This is a genomic window from Paraniabella hibiscisoli, from assembly GCF_022512515.1.
GTDB lineage: Bacteria > Bacteroidota > Bacteroidia > Chitinophagales > Chitinophagaceae > Niabella > Niabella hibiscisoli.
Window position 1 is genome coordinate 4014924 of record NZ_JAKWBK010000001.1, and the last position, 16249, is coordinate 4031172.

The 16249-nt window shown below is 42.2% G+C and carries 21 protein-coding genes and 1 pseudogene; 12 read left to right on the plus strand and 10 right to left on the minus strand.

What is annotated here, in order from left to right:
* Positions 1–432, plus strand: coding sequence for an rRNA adenine methyltransferase (locus tag MKP07_RS24850; protein WP_240849764.1), 432 nt, complete (start codon positions 1–3; stop codon positions 430–432).
* A 420-nt stretch (positions 433–852) separates the two neighbouring features.
* Here MKP07_RS24850 and MKP07_RS24855 read toward each other — a convergent pair whose 3' ends face one another.
* On the minus strand, positions 853–1329 hold the full coding sequence (locus MKP07_RS24855; protein ID WP_240849766.1) for a helix-turn-helix domain-containing protein: 477 nt from the start codon (positions 1327–1329) through the stop codon (positions 853–855).
* A 115-nt stretch (positions 1330–1444) separates the two neighbouring features.
* Positions 1445–1747 (minus strand): cupin domain-containing protein, encoded by a 303-nt coding sequence (locus MKP07_RS24860; RefSeq protein WP_240849769.1) that lies wholly within the window; start codon positions 1745–1747, stop codon positions 1445–1447.
* Between the two features lie 305 nt (positions 1748–2052).
* On the opposite strand from MKP07_RS24860, the gene MKP07_RS24865 reads away from it, so the two are divergent.
* The 11 genes from MKP07_RS24865 to MKP07_RS24915 all read left to right on the plus strand — a co-directional run bounded on the left by MKP07_RS24865 (position 2053) and on the right by MKP07_RS24915 (position 10661).
* Positions 2053–2439, plus strand: coding sequence for a carboxypeptidase-like regulatory domain-containing protein (locus MKP07_RS24865; RefSeq protein WP_240849771.1), 387 nt, complete (start codon positions 2053–2055; stop codon positions 2437–2439).
* Positions 2400–3269, plus strand: a complete 870-nt coding sequence (locus MKP07_RS24870; protein WP_240849773.1) for a TonB-dependent receptor plug domain-containing protein — start codon at positions 2400–2402, stop codon at positions 3267–3269. Before MKP07_RS24865 ends, MKP07_RS24870 begins: the two co-directional genes overlap by 40 nt.
* Before the next feature lie 149 nt (positions 3270–3418).
* Positions 3419–3583 (plus strand): hypothetical protein, encoded by a 165-nt coding sequence (locus MKP07_RS24875; protein WP_240849775.1) that lies wholly within the window; start codon positions 3419–3421, stop codon positions 3581–3583.
* A 2-nt stretch (positions 3584–3585) separates the two neighbouring features.
* Positions 3586–3939, plus strand: a complete 354-nt coding sequence (locus MKP07_RS24880; RefSeq protein WP_240849777.1) for a hypothetical protein — start codon at positions 3586–3588, stop codon at positions 3937–3939.
* Positions 3918–5216, plus strand: coding sequence for a TonB-dependent receptor domain-containing protein (locus MKP07_RS24885; RefSeq protein ID WP_240849779.1), 1299 nt, complete (start codon positions 3918–3920; stop codon positions 5214–5216). Before MKP07_RS24880 ends, MKP07_RS24885 begins: the two co-directional genes overlap by 22 nt.
* A gap of 48 nt (positions 5217–5264) precedes the next feature.
* Positions 5265–6056 carry a RagB/SusD family nutrient uptake outer membrane protein gene (locus MKP07_RS24890; RefSeq protein ID WP_240849781.1) on the plus strand — a complete coding sequence of 264 codons (792 nt, stop codon included), beginning with the start codon at positions 5265–5267 and terminating at the stop codon, positions 6054–6056.
* A complete protein-coding gene (locus MKP07_RS24895; protein ID WP_240851054.1) occupies positions 6053–7180 on the plus strand; it encodes a RagB/SusD family nutrient uptake outer membrane protein in 1128 nt (375 codons plus the stop codon). The genes MKP07_RS24890 and MKP07_RS24895 overlap by 4 nt, the downstream gene beginning before the upstream one ends.
* A 39-nt stretch (positions 7181–7219) precedes the next feature.
* The gene (locus tag MKP07_RS24900) at positions 7220–8431 is read left to right on the plus strand and encodes a DUF5000 domain-containing lipoprotein (RefSeq protein ID WP_240849783.1); all 1212 of its coding nucleotides are present in this window, start codon (positions 7220–7222) and stop codon (positions 8429–8431) included.
* A 242-nt stretch (positions 8432–8673) separates the two neighbouring features.
* Entirely contained in the window at positions 8674–9753 is a 1080-nt protein-coding gene (locus tag MKP07_RS24905) for a DUF4998 domain-containing protein (protein ID WP_240849785.1), read from the plus strand.
* Positions 9754–10086: 333 nt separating this feature from the next.
* Entirely contained in the window at positions 10087–10275 is a 189-nt protein-coding gene (locus MKP07_RS24910) for a hypothetical protein (protein ID WP_240849786.1), read from the plus strand.
* Positions 10276–10328: 53 nt separating this feature from the next.
* The gene (locus MKP07_RS24915) at positions 10329–10661 is read left to right on the plus strand and encodes a hypothetical protein (RefSeq protein WP_240849788.1); all 333 of its coding nucleotides are present in this window, start codon (positions 10329–10331) and stop codon (positions 10659–10661) included.
* 154 nt (positions 10662–10815) lie between these two features.
* On the opposite strand, the gene MKP07_RS24920 is transcribed toward MKP07_RS24915, so the two are convergent.
* From MKP07_RS24920 to MKP07_RS39460, 8 genes and pseudogenes are all read right to left on the minus strand, one after another.
* A complete protein-coding gene (locus MKP07_RS24920; protein WP_240849790.1) occupies positions 10816–11298 on the minus strand; it encodes an L-rhamnose mutarotase in 483 nt (160 codons plus the stop codon).
* 2 nt (positions 11299–11300) lie between these two features.
* Positions 11301–12470 carry a hypothetical protein gene (locus tag MKP07_RS24925; RefSeq protein WP_240849791.1) on the minus strand — a complete coding sequence of 390 codons (1170 nt, stop codon included), beginning with the start codon at positions 12468–12470 and terminating at the stop codon, positions 11301–11303.
* A gap of 41 nt (positions 12471–12511) precedes the next feature.
* Positions 12512–12652: a hypothetical protein gene (locus MKP07_RS24930; RefSeq protein ID WP_240849793.1), complete on the minus strand. Its 141-nt coding sequence runs from the start codon at positions 12650–12652 to the stop codon at positions 12512–12514.
* An 11-nt stretch (positions 12653–12663) separates the two neighbouring features.
* A complete protein-coding gene (locus tag MKP07_RS39450) occupies positions 12664–13182 on the minus strand; it encodes an alpha-L-fucosidase (protein WP_317236095.1) in 519 nt (172 codons plus the stop codon).
* Entirely contained in the window at positions 13158–13808 is a 651-nt protein-coding gene (locus tag MKP07_RS39455; RefSeq protein WP_262919460.1) for an alpha-L-fucosidase, read from the minus strand. The genes MKP07_RS39450 and MKP07_RS39455 overlap by 25 nt, the downstream gene beginning before the upstream one ends.
* 87 nt (positions 13809–13895) lie before the next feature.
* Positions 13896–14102, minus strand: coding sequence for a glycoside hydrolase family 95-like protein (locus MKP07_RS42930; RefSeq protein ID WP_394803694.1), 207 nt, complete (start codon positions 14100–14102; stop codon positions 13896–13898).
* Positions 14103–14147: 45 nt separating this feature from the next.
* Positions 14148–15889, minus strand: a pseudogene (locus MKP07_RS24945) (glycosyl hydrolase family 95 catalytic domain-containing protein); the annotation flags it as partial.
* A gap of 31 nt (positions 15890–15920) precedes the next feature.
* Positions 15921–16217, minus strand: a complete 297-nt coding sequence (locus MKP07_RS39460; RefSeq protein ID WP_317235888.1) for a glycoside hydrolase N-terminal domain-containing protein — start codon at positions 16215–16217, stop codon at positions 15921–15923.
* Positions 16218–16249: the final 32 nt, after the last annotated feature.

Sequence of the window (16249 nt, forward strand, 5' to 3'; positions counted from 1 at the left end):
ATGCAGTTTGACGAAAACAATGAAATAGTGAGACTTTGTGCTGAGGGCATGGAACTTGAAGGACAGGGCAAAAAAGAAGAAGCATCTAAACTTTTTAAAAATGCCTGGGACAAAGCTGCCAATGACTTCGAGAAATTCATTTCAGCACATTATGTTGCACGACACCAGGAAACTATTGAAGACAAGTTACATTGGGACAAAACATCTTTGACTTTAGCATTGAGAATAAATGACCATAATGTCAAAGGTGCATTACCATCACTTTATTTAAATATTGCAAAATGTTACGAAGACTTAAACGACCTTCACAGTGCAAAAGCAAATTATGAGGAGGCTCTTTTAAATTCAAATCTATTACCTGACGATGGTTATGGAAATATGATTACAGGCGGAATTATAAATGGAATACAGAGAGTGAAACTAAAATTGTAATGAAAGAAAAACAATGAACATCAAACAAGCTATTGCCAAAAGCGGGGATGATCGGCTGCGATTAAGCATTTATGAAAAGTTCAATTTGCGTTCTTCTATTGAAACTTTATGCTGGAAATCCCTGCCTTCAGCAACACAGAAAACCTCAGCTGACACTCTAAAAAACATAATGTCAACCAATGAACTATCAAACATTCCAACCAGGTAATAACTTAAACTCACTGGTTAAGTGTTACTGGACTTTGGAAATTCAAATAGTACATACATCTTTTTCTTTGAAGTGAATTGAGATACTTTAACCAACCACCCTCATAGGATCCCCTCGTGGCCAACCTTTCATGGGCTAGGCTAAGCATTAGCATTTGACCTGGGTAAAGATGGAGGCCTGATGAATGTTCTGATACACACAGAGACTTTGGGTCAGAAATCCGGAACCATTTCTGTGTTTTTAGCCGCGAGTACCTTTTTTCGGTATTCGGAAGGTGTTATTTTGTGTATGGCTTTAAAAAACTTATTGAAATTAGCAATGCTGTTATAGCCACATTCATAACATACATCGGATATAGAGTATATGTCGCTTTGAAGCAGTTTGGACGCATGGCCGATTCTTAACTCGTTTAGAAATTCGATGACCGATTTTTGTGTACGGCTTTTAAAATACCGGCAAAAAGCGTTGGAGGTCATATTACAAAGGCTGGCAACATCGTGTAAAGATATTTCACGCTGAAAATTCTGCATCATATACTGATATACCTTGTTAATACGATTAGTGTCTTTTTCATCATATAAATTTTTATAAGACACACTGGCCAGATAAGTATACTCTTTTGAATTCGATAAAAGATGTACAAGTTCCAGGAACGTAATAATTTTTTTAAGATCATTTTCCTTTGACAAACACCGGAGTTTATCTATAATATCTTTTTGGTGTTACCCCAAAATACGAGGCCTCTGTAAGACCGTTCTACCAGCTGCTCAATAGGACTTAGCAGCGTTAGCTCATCAGTAAGATTCAGTAAAAAATCGGGAGGAAAATATATGACAGTGGATTTAACCTGATGATCATTTGCCGCAATAAAAAAGTTTCGTCATTTTGCCAGATATGAGGGAGGTTGGGACCCATTAACACCAGGTCGTCATCCTCGAAGTTATCAACATTATCGCCTACGATCCGTTTACCAAAGCTTTTTTCAATCCAAACCAGTTCACATAAATGGTGAAAATGAAACGGCGTGCTCAGGTATTGTTGATCTATTGTTTTAACGCGAATGGTTTTTGTACCGGCAAGAGAAACGTCTATGAGTTGAGGTTTCATTCACGAAAGATTTATAAACTAAATTACCGGTTTTTTAGTGACAATGATTTTTTTTGTGCAAAAAAATATAATCTAAGAAAAATGTACGAAAGCATCTTTTCCGCTTAAAAGCAGCGGCATCACCCAGATGCAAAACAGATCAACTTTCTCCGGTTTTTTTAATAAGCCAAGTTTGATTATATAAAGTTTATTATTCCGAGTATACACTATTTTATCAAACCTGTTAAGATTGTATTAACAATTGCGTAAATGATTGTAGGCAGTGCCTGTAGTGACGGGCTATTTTCGGTGAAACAAAAATGTGTATGAGATATTTGCTTTTGCTTGTTACCTTCCTGGGTGTGTCACCTCTGTACGCCCAAAACAAAAAAATTATTACGGGGATAGTCCGGGACACCAGTAGGACTTTGTTAATAGGTGTTACTGTTCAATTAAAAAATTCGCCGATTGTTACCATCACCGATTCAACAGGCCACTTTTCGATCGAATCTCAAAACCCTGACAAAGATGTGCTGCAATTTAGTTCTATAGGTTATCAATCTATCGAACAAAAGGTAGATGCTAATACCGAAATGCAGGTTTTTATGTTGCAGGAAACCAAGTCGGGGGATGAAGTGGTGGTAGTAGCCTTTGGCACCCAAAAAAATCTACGATGGTGGGCTCAGTTACCAGTATCAGTGCTAAGGAAATAACCGGCCCAACCAGTAACCTTACCACCATGCTGGCCGGGCGCCTGGCCGGTGTCATTGCTTTTCAAAGAAGTGGTGAGCCGGGCGCAGATAATGCGAATTTCTTTGTTCGCGGATTGGGAAACTTTGGAACCGGAAAACGAGATCCATTGATTTACATCGATGGTATTGAAAGCTCTAATACTGACCTGGCAAGGCTTCAGGCTGATAACATAGAAAATTTTTCTTTGTTAAAAGATGCCAATGCTACCGCGTTATACGGTGCCAGGGGTGCCAATGGTGTAATACTGGTTACCACTAAACAAGGTAAGGCCGGTGTAACCAGGTTTAACTTAAGGGTCGACAATCGTTTATCAGGAAATACCCGGCTCTATAAGCTGGCAGATAATATTACCTACATGCGGTTAGCGAATGAGGCGGTATCTACACGTAGCGCCAATGACCCTACTCCATATGACCCTGGTAAAATAGACCGCACAGCGGCGGGTGATGATCCTATACTGTACCCGAATAATGACTGGATGAAACTTTTGGTTAAAGATTATACCAGGAATACTGCTGCCAACTTTGATATTAGTGGCGGATCCGAAAAAGCAAGGTATTATGTATCTATGACGTTTGATGATAACAATGGTTTGATGCGTGAACAGCAGTTAAATAATTTTAAGAGTAATATTAATTTACGCACTTACACGATATTATCAAATATCAACTTAAAACTTACTAATACTACAGATGCGCTTATTAGTGTCAGAGGACGATTTGATGATTATACGGGGCCTATAGGGGTGGCGCTGCAATCTTCCAGGCGGCCTCGCGGGCTAACCCGGTAGCTTACCCCGCCATTTATCCGCAAAGCTACCTGCCTTATGCCAAGCATCCTTTATTTGGTAATGCTTTTGTACCGGGTACCAATAACTTACTTTTATATGTAAATCCATATGCACAGGCAGTTTCGGGCTTTCAGGAAACCAACCAGTCAGTGCTAACACCGCAGGTTACGATCAATCAAAACCTAAAAGGCATAACCAAGGGCCTCACCGCAAGCGTAATGGCATTTACCACACGAGATGCTTTCTTTTCGGTATCGCGGCGTTATAACCCCTTCTACTACCAGGCGTTTACCGCAGGTGGACAAACTTCCTGAGTTTGCTCAATGATGTTCGTAACGGGGCGCAAATTGGATTAGCCCCAACAGAGTATTTAAACTATAGCCAGGGTGATAAATTAGTAAGCACGGTAATGCATGGACAGGGATCATTAAACTATGCGAGGATTTTTGGAGACAAGCATAGCGTTGGGGGTAGTTTCATTACCATGATACGATCTGCATTGTCCGGCAACGCGGGAAGTTTACAGGCGTCGCTACCTGCCCGCAATGTGACCTTTGCCGGGCGTGCAACTTATGGTTATGATAACCGGTACCTGTTTGAGTACAACTTTGGATATAATGCCTCAGAACGTTTTGCCAGAAAGAACAGATGGGGTTTCTTCCGTCTATAGGTGGAGGCTGGGTGGTTTCTAACGAAAAATTTTTCGAGCCATTGCTGAAGGTCATCGACAATCTCAAATTGAGATTTACATATGGTAAGTCTGGTAACGATGCGATAGGAAACGCCAACGAACGCTTCTTCTATCTTTCCGAAGTAAATTTTAATCAGGCAGGTTATGTATTCGGAGAAAACTTCAGTTTTTTCCGCAATGGGGTAAACACATTAAGGTATGCCAATGAAGAAATAACATGGGAAGAAAGTACACAATTAAATGGTGGCCTGGAAATCAATATACTCAATAACTTAAACATCGTAATTGATGCATATAACAGAAAGGTTGAAAATATTCTATTGTCCAGAAATGCTACTGTGCCTACCACTTTAGGTTTGCAGGCTGCGGTGGTAGCCAATACAGGCCGAACAGACGTAAGGGGTATTGAAACGGCTATTACCTATAATAGCAGGATTGGTTCCAACCTGGGCCTTACCTCCAGGGCTACATTTACCTATAATAAAAACAAAATTATCACCACGGAGGAGCCGCTTTATCCGGAAAACATCAGCTATGTACAAAGAAAGGGTAGTTCGGGAGACCAGATATTTGGTTTAATAGCAGAACGTTTATTTACTGATGACAGGGAAGTGGCTAACTCACCACAACAAAGTTTTGGCCAGTATATGGCTGGCGATATTAAATATCGTGACCTGAATGGTGATGGCAGGATAACCAATTTAGATGTAGCTCCAATAGGTTGGCCCAGGGTACCGGAAATCACTTATGGTTTCGGAGGTACTGTCGATTACAAAGGACTGGTTGATTTTAGTATTTTCTTCCAGGGGTCGGCCAGGTCTTCTTTTACAATCAACGCCGGATCCGGCTTAGACAATGGTGGAAATGTTGTAGGCATTTCTCCTTTTGTACTTACAGGTGGTGGGGTTAATGGGTTTGGACAAGCCGGCTTACTGGATATTATAGCACAGGATCACTGGTCTGAGGATAACCGGAACCCTTACGCATTTTGGCCAAGGTTAAGCCAAAACGTTATTGCCAATAACGCGCAAACCTCAACCTGGTGGTTACAAAACGGAAATTTTTTACGCATTAAGCAGGCTGAATTGGGGTTTAATCCAAGCGTTAAACTGCTCAAAAAAGTAGGGTTGGACTTTGCCAGGATTTACCTCAGCGGTCAGAACCTTTTCACCTTCACCAGCTTTAAGCTATGGGATATTGAAATGGGGGGAACGGATTGGGTTATCCACTGCAAAGAGTTTACAATTTGGGGGTAAGGATAGGATTTTAATTATACGGACAGGAGAACTTAAAAATAAAAACATATGAAATTTCAATATAGAATTACAAAGGGTGGCATCGTGGTGTTGTCGTGTGTAGCCATGTTAGGAACTATTTCCTGCAAAAAGTTTTTAGATATCGTGCCGGATAATGTAGCCACTATGGACAATGCCTTTACATTAAGACAGGAAGCTGAAAAATATTTGTTTACCTGTTACTCTTATTTGCCTAATGATGGCTCAACGGTATCTAATCCGGGTTTTTTAGCTGGTGATGAGATGAGTACGCCTTTAACCAGTCGCTACGGAGATTATGCCATTAACCTGCCAAGAGGAAATCAGAATGTAACCAATCCCTTTTTCAATTATTGGGATGGAAATGGTGCCCCGGCTTTGTTTAGAGGCATCAGGGATTGTAATGTGTTCATAGAGAATATGAAGGACATGAGCAAGGTGCCCGATATAGGACCCGATGAAAGAAGCAGGTGGATTGGCGAAGCCATGTTTTTAAAGGCATATTACCATTATTTATTGTTAAGAGCCTACGGACCCATCCCTATAACAGATATTAATATACCGGTTGAAGCGCCAGTTGAACAGTTCAGAGTAAAAAGGAGCCCGGTAGATGAAGTGGTTAACTACATTGCATCTGTTTATGATTCGGCTGCTGCCAGGCTTCCCGGTCTTATTGTAAACCGGGTGGATGAACTAGGCCGTGTAACAAAACCAGCTGCTCTTGCTATGAAAGCAAAAATGTTAGTGTTGGCTGCAAGCCCCTGTTTAACGGAAATAACGATTATGTTAATTTTAAAAATAAGGACGGACAACTGTTGGTGAATACTACTTTTGATGCCAATAAATGGAAGCGTGCGGCAGAAGCCTGCAAAGAGGCTATCGATGCCTGTGAGGCCGTAAACATTCGGCTTCATGTGTACCCAAGGCCGCCATACGCCCTGTCCGATACCACTTTAATTCAGTTAAGTCTACGCAATGCAGTTACGGATGACGACTGGAATGAAGAACTGATTTGGGGCTCTTCAGTGGCAAGTACCAATAACTTGCAAGCTGTAACCGTTGCACACTTTAACCTGCTTTATGGGGCCAGTAGCGCGGCGATTGCTGATCAGGGAGCAACCTATAAGACCACCCAATTTTTTTATACCAAGAATGGTGTACCTATCAATGAAGATAACAGCCTTGATTTTTCTAATCCAACCACGTTAAGAACAGGAACAGCCGCTGAGGGTTTAAATAATACTCAAAACTATGTTTCTGCCCGTATCAATTTCGACAGGGAAAACCGCTATTATGCATTTTTAGGGTTTGATGGCGGAATATGGTATATGCCAAGTTCACTGGGTGACCAAACTACTTTAAGGGTAGAGGGACGTGCGGGTGGCCGAAGTACCGGAACACCTATGCCGTTAACAGGTTTGTTTGCCAAGAAGCTCATCAATCTCAAATTTGCCTGGCTGGCGAGCAATGGTATAACCAATCAAAGATATCCCTGGCCAATAATGAGATTAGCCGATTTGTACCTCTTGTATGCCGAGGCGCTGAACGAGAGCGAAGGTCCGGTAGCCAATGTGTTTACTTATCTGGATCTTATCAGAACCAGGGCCGGCCTGAAAGGCATTAAAGAGTCATGGGATACCTACTCCAATAATCCATCAAAATATACCACCAAGGATGGTATGAGAACTATCATCAGGCAGGAACGCACTATTGAACTTTGTTTTGAAGGTAGCCGCTTTTGGGATGTTCGCCGTTGGAAAATTGCAGGTGCCGAACTCAATACGAATGTTCAGGGATGGGATGTCAATCAATCGGCTCCCGAATTATACTACCGGCTAACAACTTTTGCCGCACAAAGATTTGTTTCTCCCAGAGACTATTTATGGCCCATTGCCGAAAGTAATTTGCTGGTGAATGACAACCTCGTTCAAAACCCCGGCTGGTAAATTTTAAGCGCCTATTTATATTTTAAAAATATTATTACAATGAATACAAAATATTATTTAGTACTGTGCCTGCTGTGCTTATTGGGTTTTACCAGGTGCCAAAGAGAAGCATTGAATGTGCCGGTGGAAAAAGGTGGTAATAAGCCCGGGCCTATTACCAACATTTCAGTTGTTGAAAATCAAAATGGCCAGTCGGTTATTAGTTATACATTACCGGCAGATGAGGATCTGCTCTATGTGAGAGCCGAATACGAGATCCGGCCGGGAGTAAAAAGGGAAGTGATAAGCTCTTACTATACCAACAAGATGCTTTTAGATGGCTTTTCACAGGCAGGTGCTTATGAAGTGAAGCTCTTTGCAATAACACGTAGCCAGGTATCGTCCGACCCTGCAACTGTTACCGTTAATCCACTGGAGTCTCCGGTAAATCTTTCGTTTAAAAATCTGGCCATACAGGCCGCATTCGGAGGGCCAAATATCAAAACAAAAAATGAGGCAAAACAACCCATTGTTATTGTGCCGCTAATCGATACCACCGGCGATGGAAATTATTACAGCTTAAATAAAATATATACACAAACCGATAGTGTGAATGTTACGATAAGAGGACTGAAAGATAAGCTGACCCGGTTTGCATTTTATATTACGGATAAATACGGAAACAGGAGCGATACTTTGTATCAGGAATTAACACCGTTTGCTGAAATTCTTTTAGACAAGACCAGATTTTCAGCCTACCCATTGCCAGGTGATGCAGTATTGGCCTACCAGGGTGAGGGTGTTAGACATGCGCTTCTTTGGGATAACAATTATAGGTTAAATGGTATCTGGCCACGTTTTTATACAGTAACAACAGATCTGAATCCACAAACGGTAACCTGGAGTATAGGGGTTCAGCGAAAGCTGAGTCGAATCGTTTTTTTCTCACGTTCGGAAAACCAAGACAGGTATTATGAACAAGGGAATCTCCGCGATTTCGAAGTGTGGGGATCTGCCAATCCCAGCCCGGATGGAAGTTATGATGCCAGTTGGATCAAGCTGGCTACAAAATCACTAATAAGACCTTCCGGTCTGGCGCCGGGAAGCGCTTCTACCGCTGAAGATGCAGCCTACGCTACAGCCGGGTGGGAAGTAGAATTCGAGCCAAGCGCACCTCCTGTTCAATATTTACGTATCAGGAGCCTGAGAAACTGGCAAAATACAACATGGATAACGATCAGCCAGCTGGATGTATACGGGAGCAATAAATAATGCAAAGCATTTCTTTATAGAAAAAACACGATGAAACGAGCCATAATAATGTTGCCTGGTAAATGCAATGATTGTTACGGCGAATCGGAGTTCGATGAGGCTAAAATAACATAACAATGAAACGGAGCATAAGAAGGCGATTTTCTTGCACAGGGGCATCGGGAATACTTTCCGGATCCGGAGTTTCCTGTTGGCCAAACAGGCCGGCATCCGGCAAAAATTTAAAAACAAAAAATATACGGATGAAAAATATTTGGATTGCAGGTGTGGTATTGGCCGGTATTATTATTGGCTCATGTCAAAAAATGGATGCCTATAAGGACAGGTTTCAAAAAGGAAAAGAAATCTCCTACCCGGGTATCTTAGATTCGGTGAAGGTAATGCCGGGCGATGGCCGGGTTCAGATAACAGGTCTCTTTATATCTGATCCGAAAATAGTTAAATATCGCATTTACTGGAATGGAGGCCTGGATTCTTTGGAAAAATCTGTTACCCGCAGCTCGGGAGTAGATACCTTGCGCGAGATCATCAGTAATTTGCCCGAAGGCAACAGCAGCTTTACCATACGAACATTTGATGCCCGGGGTAACCAATCAGTACCGGTAAGCGTGAGTGGCAATGTATACGGCAGCAATTACAAAAGCGGCATCATCAACCGTGGAATGAGGTCCAAAGAATTTCCTGTTCCATCCCGGTTAATTATAGACTGGCTGGAAGCGGCTTCCAACTTGGTTTCTACTTCTGTTGTTTACGATGCACTGAACGGGACTAAGAAAACATTTTTAACCAGTAACAATGGTGCACATAAGGACACTATTTCAGATATTAAACCAGGAACCAATGCACTGGTACTTTCAAGATATCTACCCGAACCTACATCAATAGACACATTCCAGGTTTTGAAGGCAGATACAATTAAAGGCGATCCTTTTCCACCCTTTGACCGAACAGGCTGGACGATAATGGCCTTCTCCGATCAGGAAGCAACAGGGGAGGGCGCCAATAACGGACGTGTGGTGTTTGCCTTCGACAACACTACCGGTACGTTCTGGCATTCGCGATGGAGCGCACCGGAAACGCCTTATCCGCATTGGGTATCCATTGATATGGGCACCCCGAATGTGATACGCGGTGTTTATCTTTTACCCAGAACGGGCAATGCCACGGGTATTCCTAAAGATGGTAAAATAGAAATCAGCACAGATGGAACAACCTGGACGGCAGCCGGTACTTTCACTGTGCAAAATAGTAATACAGCGTATCAAAAAATTCCTTTACAGTCACCTACAGCTGCAACCCGCTACGTGAGGGTTACTTTTTAAACAGTTATACAGGGCAAAACTATTTAGGTATTGCTGAGTTGAATATGTATTAAAATAACAGCGGCAAATAGATGCATTATATAAGAGAGTGACAAGGAACTTATTCAATGAAATCATACCAGTGACATATAATCTTAGCAATACAATGGTGCACTTTTTTCCTGGTCGGATTTCCGGGAAAACCTCTTTTCTCTTTCCTGAAGGTTACTAATTTTCCTTATCCTGCCAGTTACCCGGATGCCGTAAGGCATTGCGGGTTGCTGGCGATAGGATAGGGATTCAGCTAGCTTTTTCGGGATTTAACATGCGGTCACTTTTCGAACATAAGAAATAATGATAGAAGGAACATATTTGCATACTGTCATTAAACAAAAAATAGATCAATCGCTTGTACTGGCATCTTTGGATTACAGGAACATATTGAGCGAAGTGGAAAAGGCATTCGATGCAGCAGCAGCAGGTACATCTTATTTATTGGATTATGACCTGATGAAAAAATCGGGCAAGATCATTCTCGCATGATTTGTATTAGCAGTAATGCCTGGTTTCCCAGAACAAAAATTAAAAATTATGTATTGGTTTTTAACAAAGCCAGGTCTGAAATATCGGGAGAAACCATTCCATATCTGAAGCTGCTCGATGCGTTGTTAATATTTGCAAGAATAAAAAATGATGATTGGCCGCTTTTTATAATCAGGTACCGGGATATAATCCGGGAGCTGGCATGGATTGAAAAAAGAAAGCTGGTTAAATTGTGCAGGAAATACCCACCTGGTGTAAGAGTAACACTGGCACTGATTTTAAAATCACTTTCAGAAATGAATTTACATTTTGAGATAACGAAAACAGTAGCACCCCGGGTTGTAGACCTATATAAAGAAGCCTTGAACTTTCTTCCAGCTGGCTAACCTGTGAGCATTTACATACAGCATAAGTAAACCTCGGCCGGGAAATAATATATTAAAGCTTTCCCTGAGCCGATGCTTAATTATCAACTCGAGAAAAGCACCTCAGCAGGTGTTTAAAAAATAGAGAGGGTAGGCTATGCATCATCATGATATCTTAATCCTGGTGGTATACTTCCTCCATTTCCGTCCAGATTTGTTTTTTTGCCAGGGCCTCGGGTAAGGGTATCTGTGTGGGGTCTGTTTCGCGCCACCATCTTTGCGTGGTGGTATCTGCCGCCATTTTTTTCATATCGGCATCGAAGTTTTTTCCGGTATATTCAAAATAGCTAAAGAGGTAATAACTGCTTCCTATCTGTTTTAAATAAATGGAATAATTCCGGATATTGCACTCGGTGATCATTTTTGTAACACCCGGCCAGCCATGGGCATGCAATTCTTTATAGTAAGCAATTTTTTCAGGTTTGATACCGGTAACCATACCGTAACGCTTTACCCGTTGGCTGGTGCTGTCTTTTTGCAGACTGTTATCATTGATGGCAGCATTGCCCGCTGCTTCTTGCTTTAGGGGCTGGTGGCAGGCAATAAACAGAACAGATGCCAGGGTGTATACAATATAAGTGACTTTAATGTTTTTCATTTTTATTGTTGTTGAACTTGTTGATGAGCCGCTTCCCTGTTATTTTTTACAGTTACCATTCCATAAAAAATTACATCCTGATCTAGCCTCTGATCAATAGATTTTTTGATGATGGATTCGCGGCGGTTTACTTTTTTGTTGAAAATTATTTTTTCGCCAACCCTGATTTTTACCCGCCTATTCAGGTCCAGCATTTCATCGTTTAAGTATATCAATAATTGGGTAAAAGTATTTTCAACTATAGTAATTTCGTTACCAGCTTTATTGATAACCAAAACGGCTTTATTGCCCGCTGCAGTGGTAGCATTTTCTGTACCCAGCCAGTAAAAATTTTCGTGTAGCCTGTCATCCTGTATCCACACCACTTTTTCGGGTAAAGGGTTACGTGTAAATTTTGCCATCCAGTTAATAGCAACCGTATCCTTCCTGTTCATCCAATGCCCTAAACCTTCGTACACATGCACGTTGTGTATATAAGCGCCTTTGTCGGCGTCTTGGAGACTGTCCAACATCTTGGCCCAGGTTATCGCATGTTTATTACGGTCGTAAGCGGCATCATTGGCGCCCATAAAAATAGCAAAAGGCAGGTTTCGCAGCGGCAGTGCGTTTGCATCGCCGGGATGTCCTACCATCATAGAAGCTGCGGCCCAGTGGCTTGCCATACGCGGTGCCAGTTGAAATAAGCCATCACCGCCGGCAGAATACCCCAGTAAATATATTTTATTAGGATTGACTCCTTCAAATACTATTGCGCTTTTTATAATACGGCCCAACATCTCGTCAATATGCCCTTCGTGCCAAAGATTCCAGGTATTTGTAGGCGCACGCGGTGCTACATAAAGCCCTTCGGTTGGCTTATATAGTTTTTTCTGGTTTTCCCATTGCTGGTCGTTTACTTTGACGGGAGCGTTGCCGCCGCCGTGCAATGAAATGTACAGGCTTTTCTCTCCTGATGGTGCATTTCCAAAATGGGTATAATCCAATCGCATGAGCAAACTGTCATAACGAAGCAGTTTATTGTTCCAGTCAGCCATGGCGTTTTTTTTGTATTGCTGCCGGGCAGTATTTAAATAATCGGCTGCAAATACCAATGCTTTCTGCCTGCTTATATTTTGATTGTAAGCATCTGAAAAAACAATCAGCAGGAAAAAAAGAATAAAGATTTTACTCATGTAGGTATTACTCATGTTTGTATTTATAGTACGCCGGTACATTATTTGATTACCGGTACCGCTTCAGCGCTGCCATTTAGTTCCAGCACAATAACGTAGGGTAATTGGGTATCGCGGTTTTTGGGCAGGGCAAGGGTAAGCATATCGTTGCTGTTTTTAATAATTATATTTTCACCGCTCATGGTATGCGCTTTTAGTATTTTTTACCCGGTATGTTTTTTATTGCAATGGCCGCGGTGTCTGTATTGATTACATGCAGGTAAATATTGTTGCCTTTGCGGGTAGCTGCATAGTTACTGGTGGGCATATAAGGCCCGCCCAATGTGCCATAGATGGCTGAGCCATTTTTTTGCAGCCAATCGCCTATTTCTTTTAAACGTGCCACCTGCCTTGCTTCAATGCGGCCATCGGGCATAGGTCCTACGTTCAGCAACAGGTTTCCATTTCCGCCGGCACTTTTTATCAGTATGGATAAACATTCTTTCAGGCTCTTCATTTTATCATTAGGTTTCCAGGCCCATTGGTCACAAATGGTGAAACAACTCTCCCAGGGAGTGGTCATGTTCATTTTTCCGACTGTTTGCTCAGGGGTATCATAATCACCAATCATCTTCGACGGGTCAATAGCTTTGTTTTCCATCGCGGCAAATTCTTTTCCTAAACGGTTATTGGAAATGATCGACGGTTTTAGTTGTTTGATGTAGCGGTAAATATCCGGCCCATTTCATCCGTCCAGGGTTTTTCCCATTGGCCGTCAAACCAAAGCATATAAGGATCGTAATGAGTAATTAATTCTTTCAACTGGTTTTTCATATAAGCTATATAACGGTTCATGTCCGATCGGGGATCGGGTTGAGGGTTTTTGTGGGGCGAGTGTAAGGGGTAGTCTGGGTGCCACCAATCCAAAATGCTATAGTAGATGCAGAATTTAATATTATATTTTTTGCAGGCTTTGCTTAAAGCGCCAACGACATCTTTTTTGAATGGCGTGTTCATAATATTGTAGCTGGTGTATTGAGTAGGCCAAAGACAAAAACCATCGTGGTGCCGGGCGGTAATGGTGAGGTATTTCATGCCCGCATCTTTTGCGGCTTTTACCCATGCTTCTGCATTAAATAGAACAGGGTTGAATTCCTTATACAGGCTGTCATAGTCTTCTTTAGCCACCTGGTTATCGCGGCTCCAGCCTATTTCGGTGCCACGCAGGCTTACAGGCCCCCAATGAATAAACATCCCGAAACGGTCGTGCATAAAGGACTGTAGGGAATTGATTTTTTGGGCATCGACTTTAATGAAACTAAACAGCATCAAACTGATGCAAAGGATTGTTGTTTTCATTGCTTACAATATTACAAGTGTTTAAAGCTAATTTCTTTTAAAGTAATTTGCTGAGTGAAAGGTTCTGACCCGGGGCCAGATTGATGTTCAATTTTTTGCCGAGATACCTGACTTCGCAAACACCGCTTTCGAATAAATGGAAGCTGTGCTCAGCTGGCCATTGTTCCAGCTCATATTAATAACAAAAGCACCTCTGGCTACTAAACCCTTAACCCGGCCATTCGCCCATAGTGCAGGCAGAGCCGGTAGTAATTCTATAAAACCTTCGTGGCTCTGAACCAGCATTTCGGCCATACCCGCTATTACGCCGAAGTTACCATCTATTTGAAAGGGAGGACAGGCATCGAACAAGTTGTAGTAAGTGCCTCCGCCGTCGTTGTACTTAGTGTCAATAGCAGTAGTAGGTCGTAACTGATTGTTTAAAATACGAAGAGCCCTGTTTCCATCGTGTAGGCGGGCCCATAATGCAATTTTCCAGGCATAGGTCCAGCCGACACCACCATCGCCTCTTGCCTCCAGCGATTTTTTTACGGCGGCGGCTAAATCCGGTGTTTTGTTTAAGGTGATCTCATTGCCGGGGTAGAATGCAAATAAATGCGAGAGATGCCGGTGTAGGGGTTCTGCCTCTTCAAAAGGTTCTGCCCATTCCAGTAGGCGTCCATCTGCACCTGCTTTCGGACCTGCCAGGTTGGCTTTTGCCTGTTCTACAAGTTTTATAAATGAGACATCTTTTGGGTTCAATATTGCAGCAGCTTGCAATGTGTTTTCAAAAAGATTAAATATTACCTGTTGATCATGTGAGGGGCCCATGCTGATTTGTGCTGTTGATCCGTCAGGCGCTTTAAATGTATTTTCAGGGGATGGTGAAGGGCCGGAAACCAGTTTGCCGGTTTTAGGGTCTTTTACAAGCCAGTCTAAATAAAAAGGCAGGCCTCTTTTAACTGTGGATATGCTTTAGACAGGAAAGTTTGGTCGCGGGTAAATGCATAATGTTCCCACAGGTGTTGCATAAGCCAGGCGCCGCCGCCAATATGCATGCCCCAGCTAGCACTTTCGCCAGGGGAAGTGTAACCCCAAACATTGGTAATGGGGTGCAATGCCCATCCCTTCATATTGTATTGTATACTTGCCGTTTTTTTGCCGGGTTGGGAGAGTGATGCTATTAAATCCATTAAGGGCAAATGACTTTCTGATAAATTGGCCACTTCTGCGGGCCAGTAGTTCATTTGTACATTGATGTCGGTATGGTAATCGCCATTCCAGGGCGTTTGGATTTTGTTGGCCCAAATACCCTGCAGATTGGCAGGCAGGCCACCGGCACGGGAAGAAGACAGTAAAAGATAACGGCCAAATTGAAAATATAGCGGGTATAATGCCTGCTCATTTTTCGTTTCAAAATTTTTGTTTGCCAGTTCATCAGTAGGGATATTATTGTGGGTATTGCCAAGCTGAAAATCTATTCGTTTCATAAAACTGCTGAAATCGTTGACGTGGGTTTGTTTCAATGCTGAATAAGTTTTTGCTGTTGCTTTTCGTGTGATACTTTCCAGATCGTTTTCAAAATTATTATTGATAAAATCGGGGTAATGTTGGCGATAATTTGTTTTTGCAGTAATAACAAGTGTTACAGCGCTGGCATTCTTTATTTGTAGGCTATTAGTCGTTGCACGTAACGAACCGTCTGTCAGCAACGGGGTGACATAGGTTTTATACTTCATACCATTACCTCCACGACCATTATCCAATATGCCCTGCATCATCAAACGGTTATTGCTTGTTGAGGTAGTAAATTTTTCAGGGCGATTGATGGTTACATCAAAATTTATAGCGTTAGGTTTATTAGCCGTTAATCTAATGATCAATGCTTTATCTGGATGACTTGCAAAAACTTCCCTGGTATACGTTACGCCATTTTGTGTAAACCGGCTTATTAAAATGCCGTTGATAAGATCCAGCTCCCTGTAATATTTACTGTAGGGCTTATTACTATTAAAGTTGAGCCACAGATCTCCCAAAGTTTGAAAGCAGCCAAAAGGTACGGTGGCCCCATTTCCATGGCCCGAACCCTTTCCTTTTGTGATCTGGGTTTTATTGGTAAGCTCCGTCGCTTCTTTATACTTGCCCTAAAAGCAGTGACCTGATCTGCGATAAAGATTTTGCAGCTTCAGGATTATCTCCTTCGTCCATGCTGCCGCTCCATAAAGTCATTTCATTTAACTGGATGCGCTCCTTATTCACATCGCCGAAAACCATCGCTCCTATATGCCCGTTTCCCACCGGTAAAGCTTTTAGCCATTCCGGATCATTCATCCAACCATTAGGATCGTCTTTTACCGAAGCATTGGCCGGACTAGTGTACCAGATTTTACCGGTTTTGTTGCTTTGTGCATTTACAAAGGATATCTGCACACAAATGGCAAACAGGCAGCAGGTACATATTT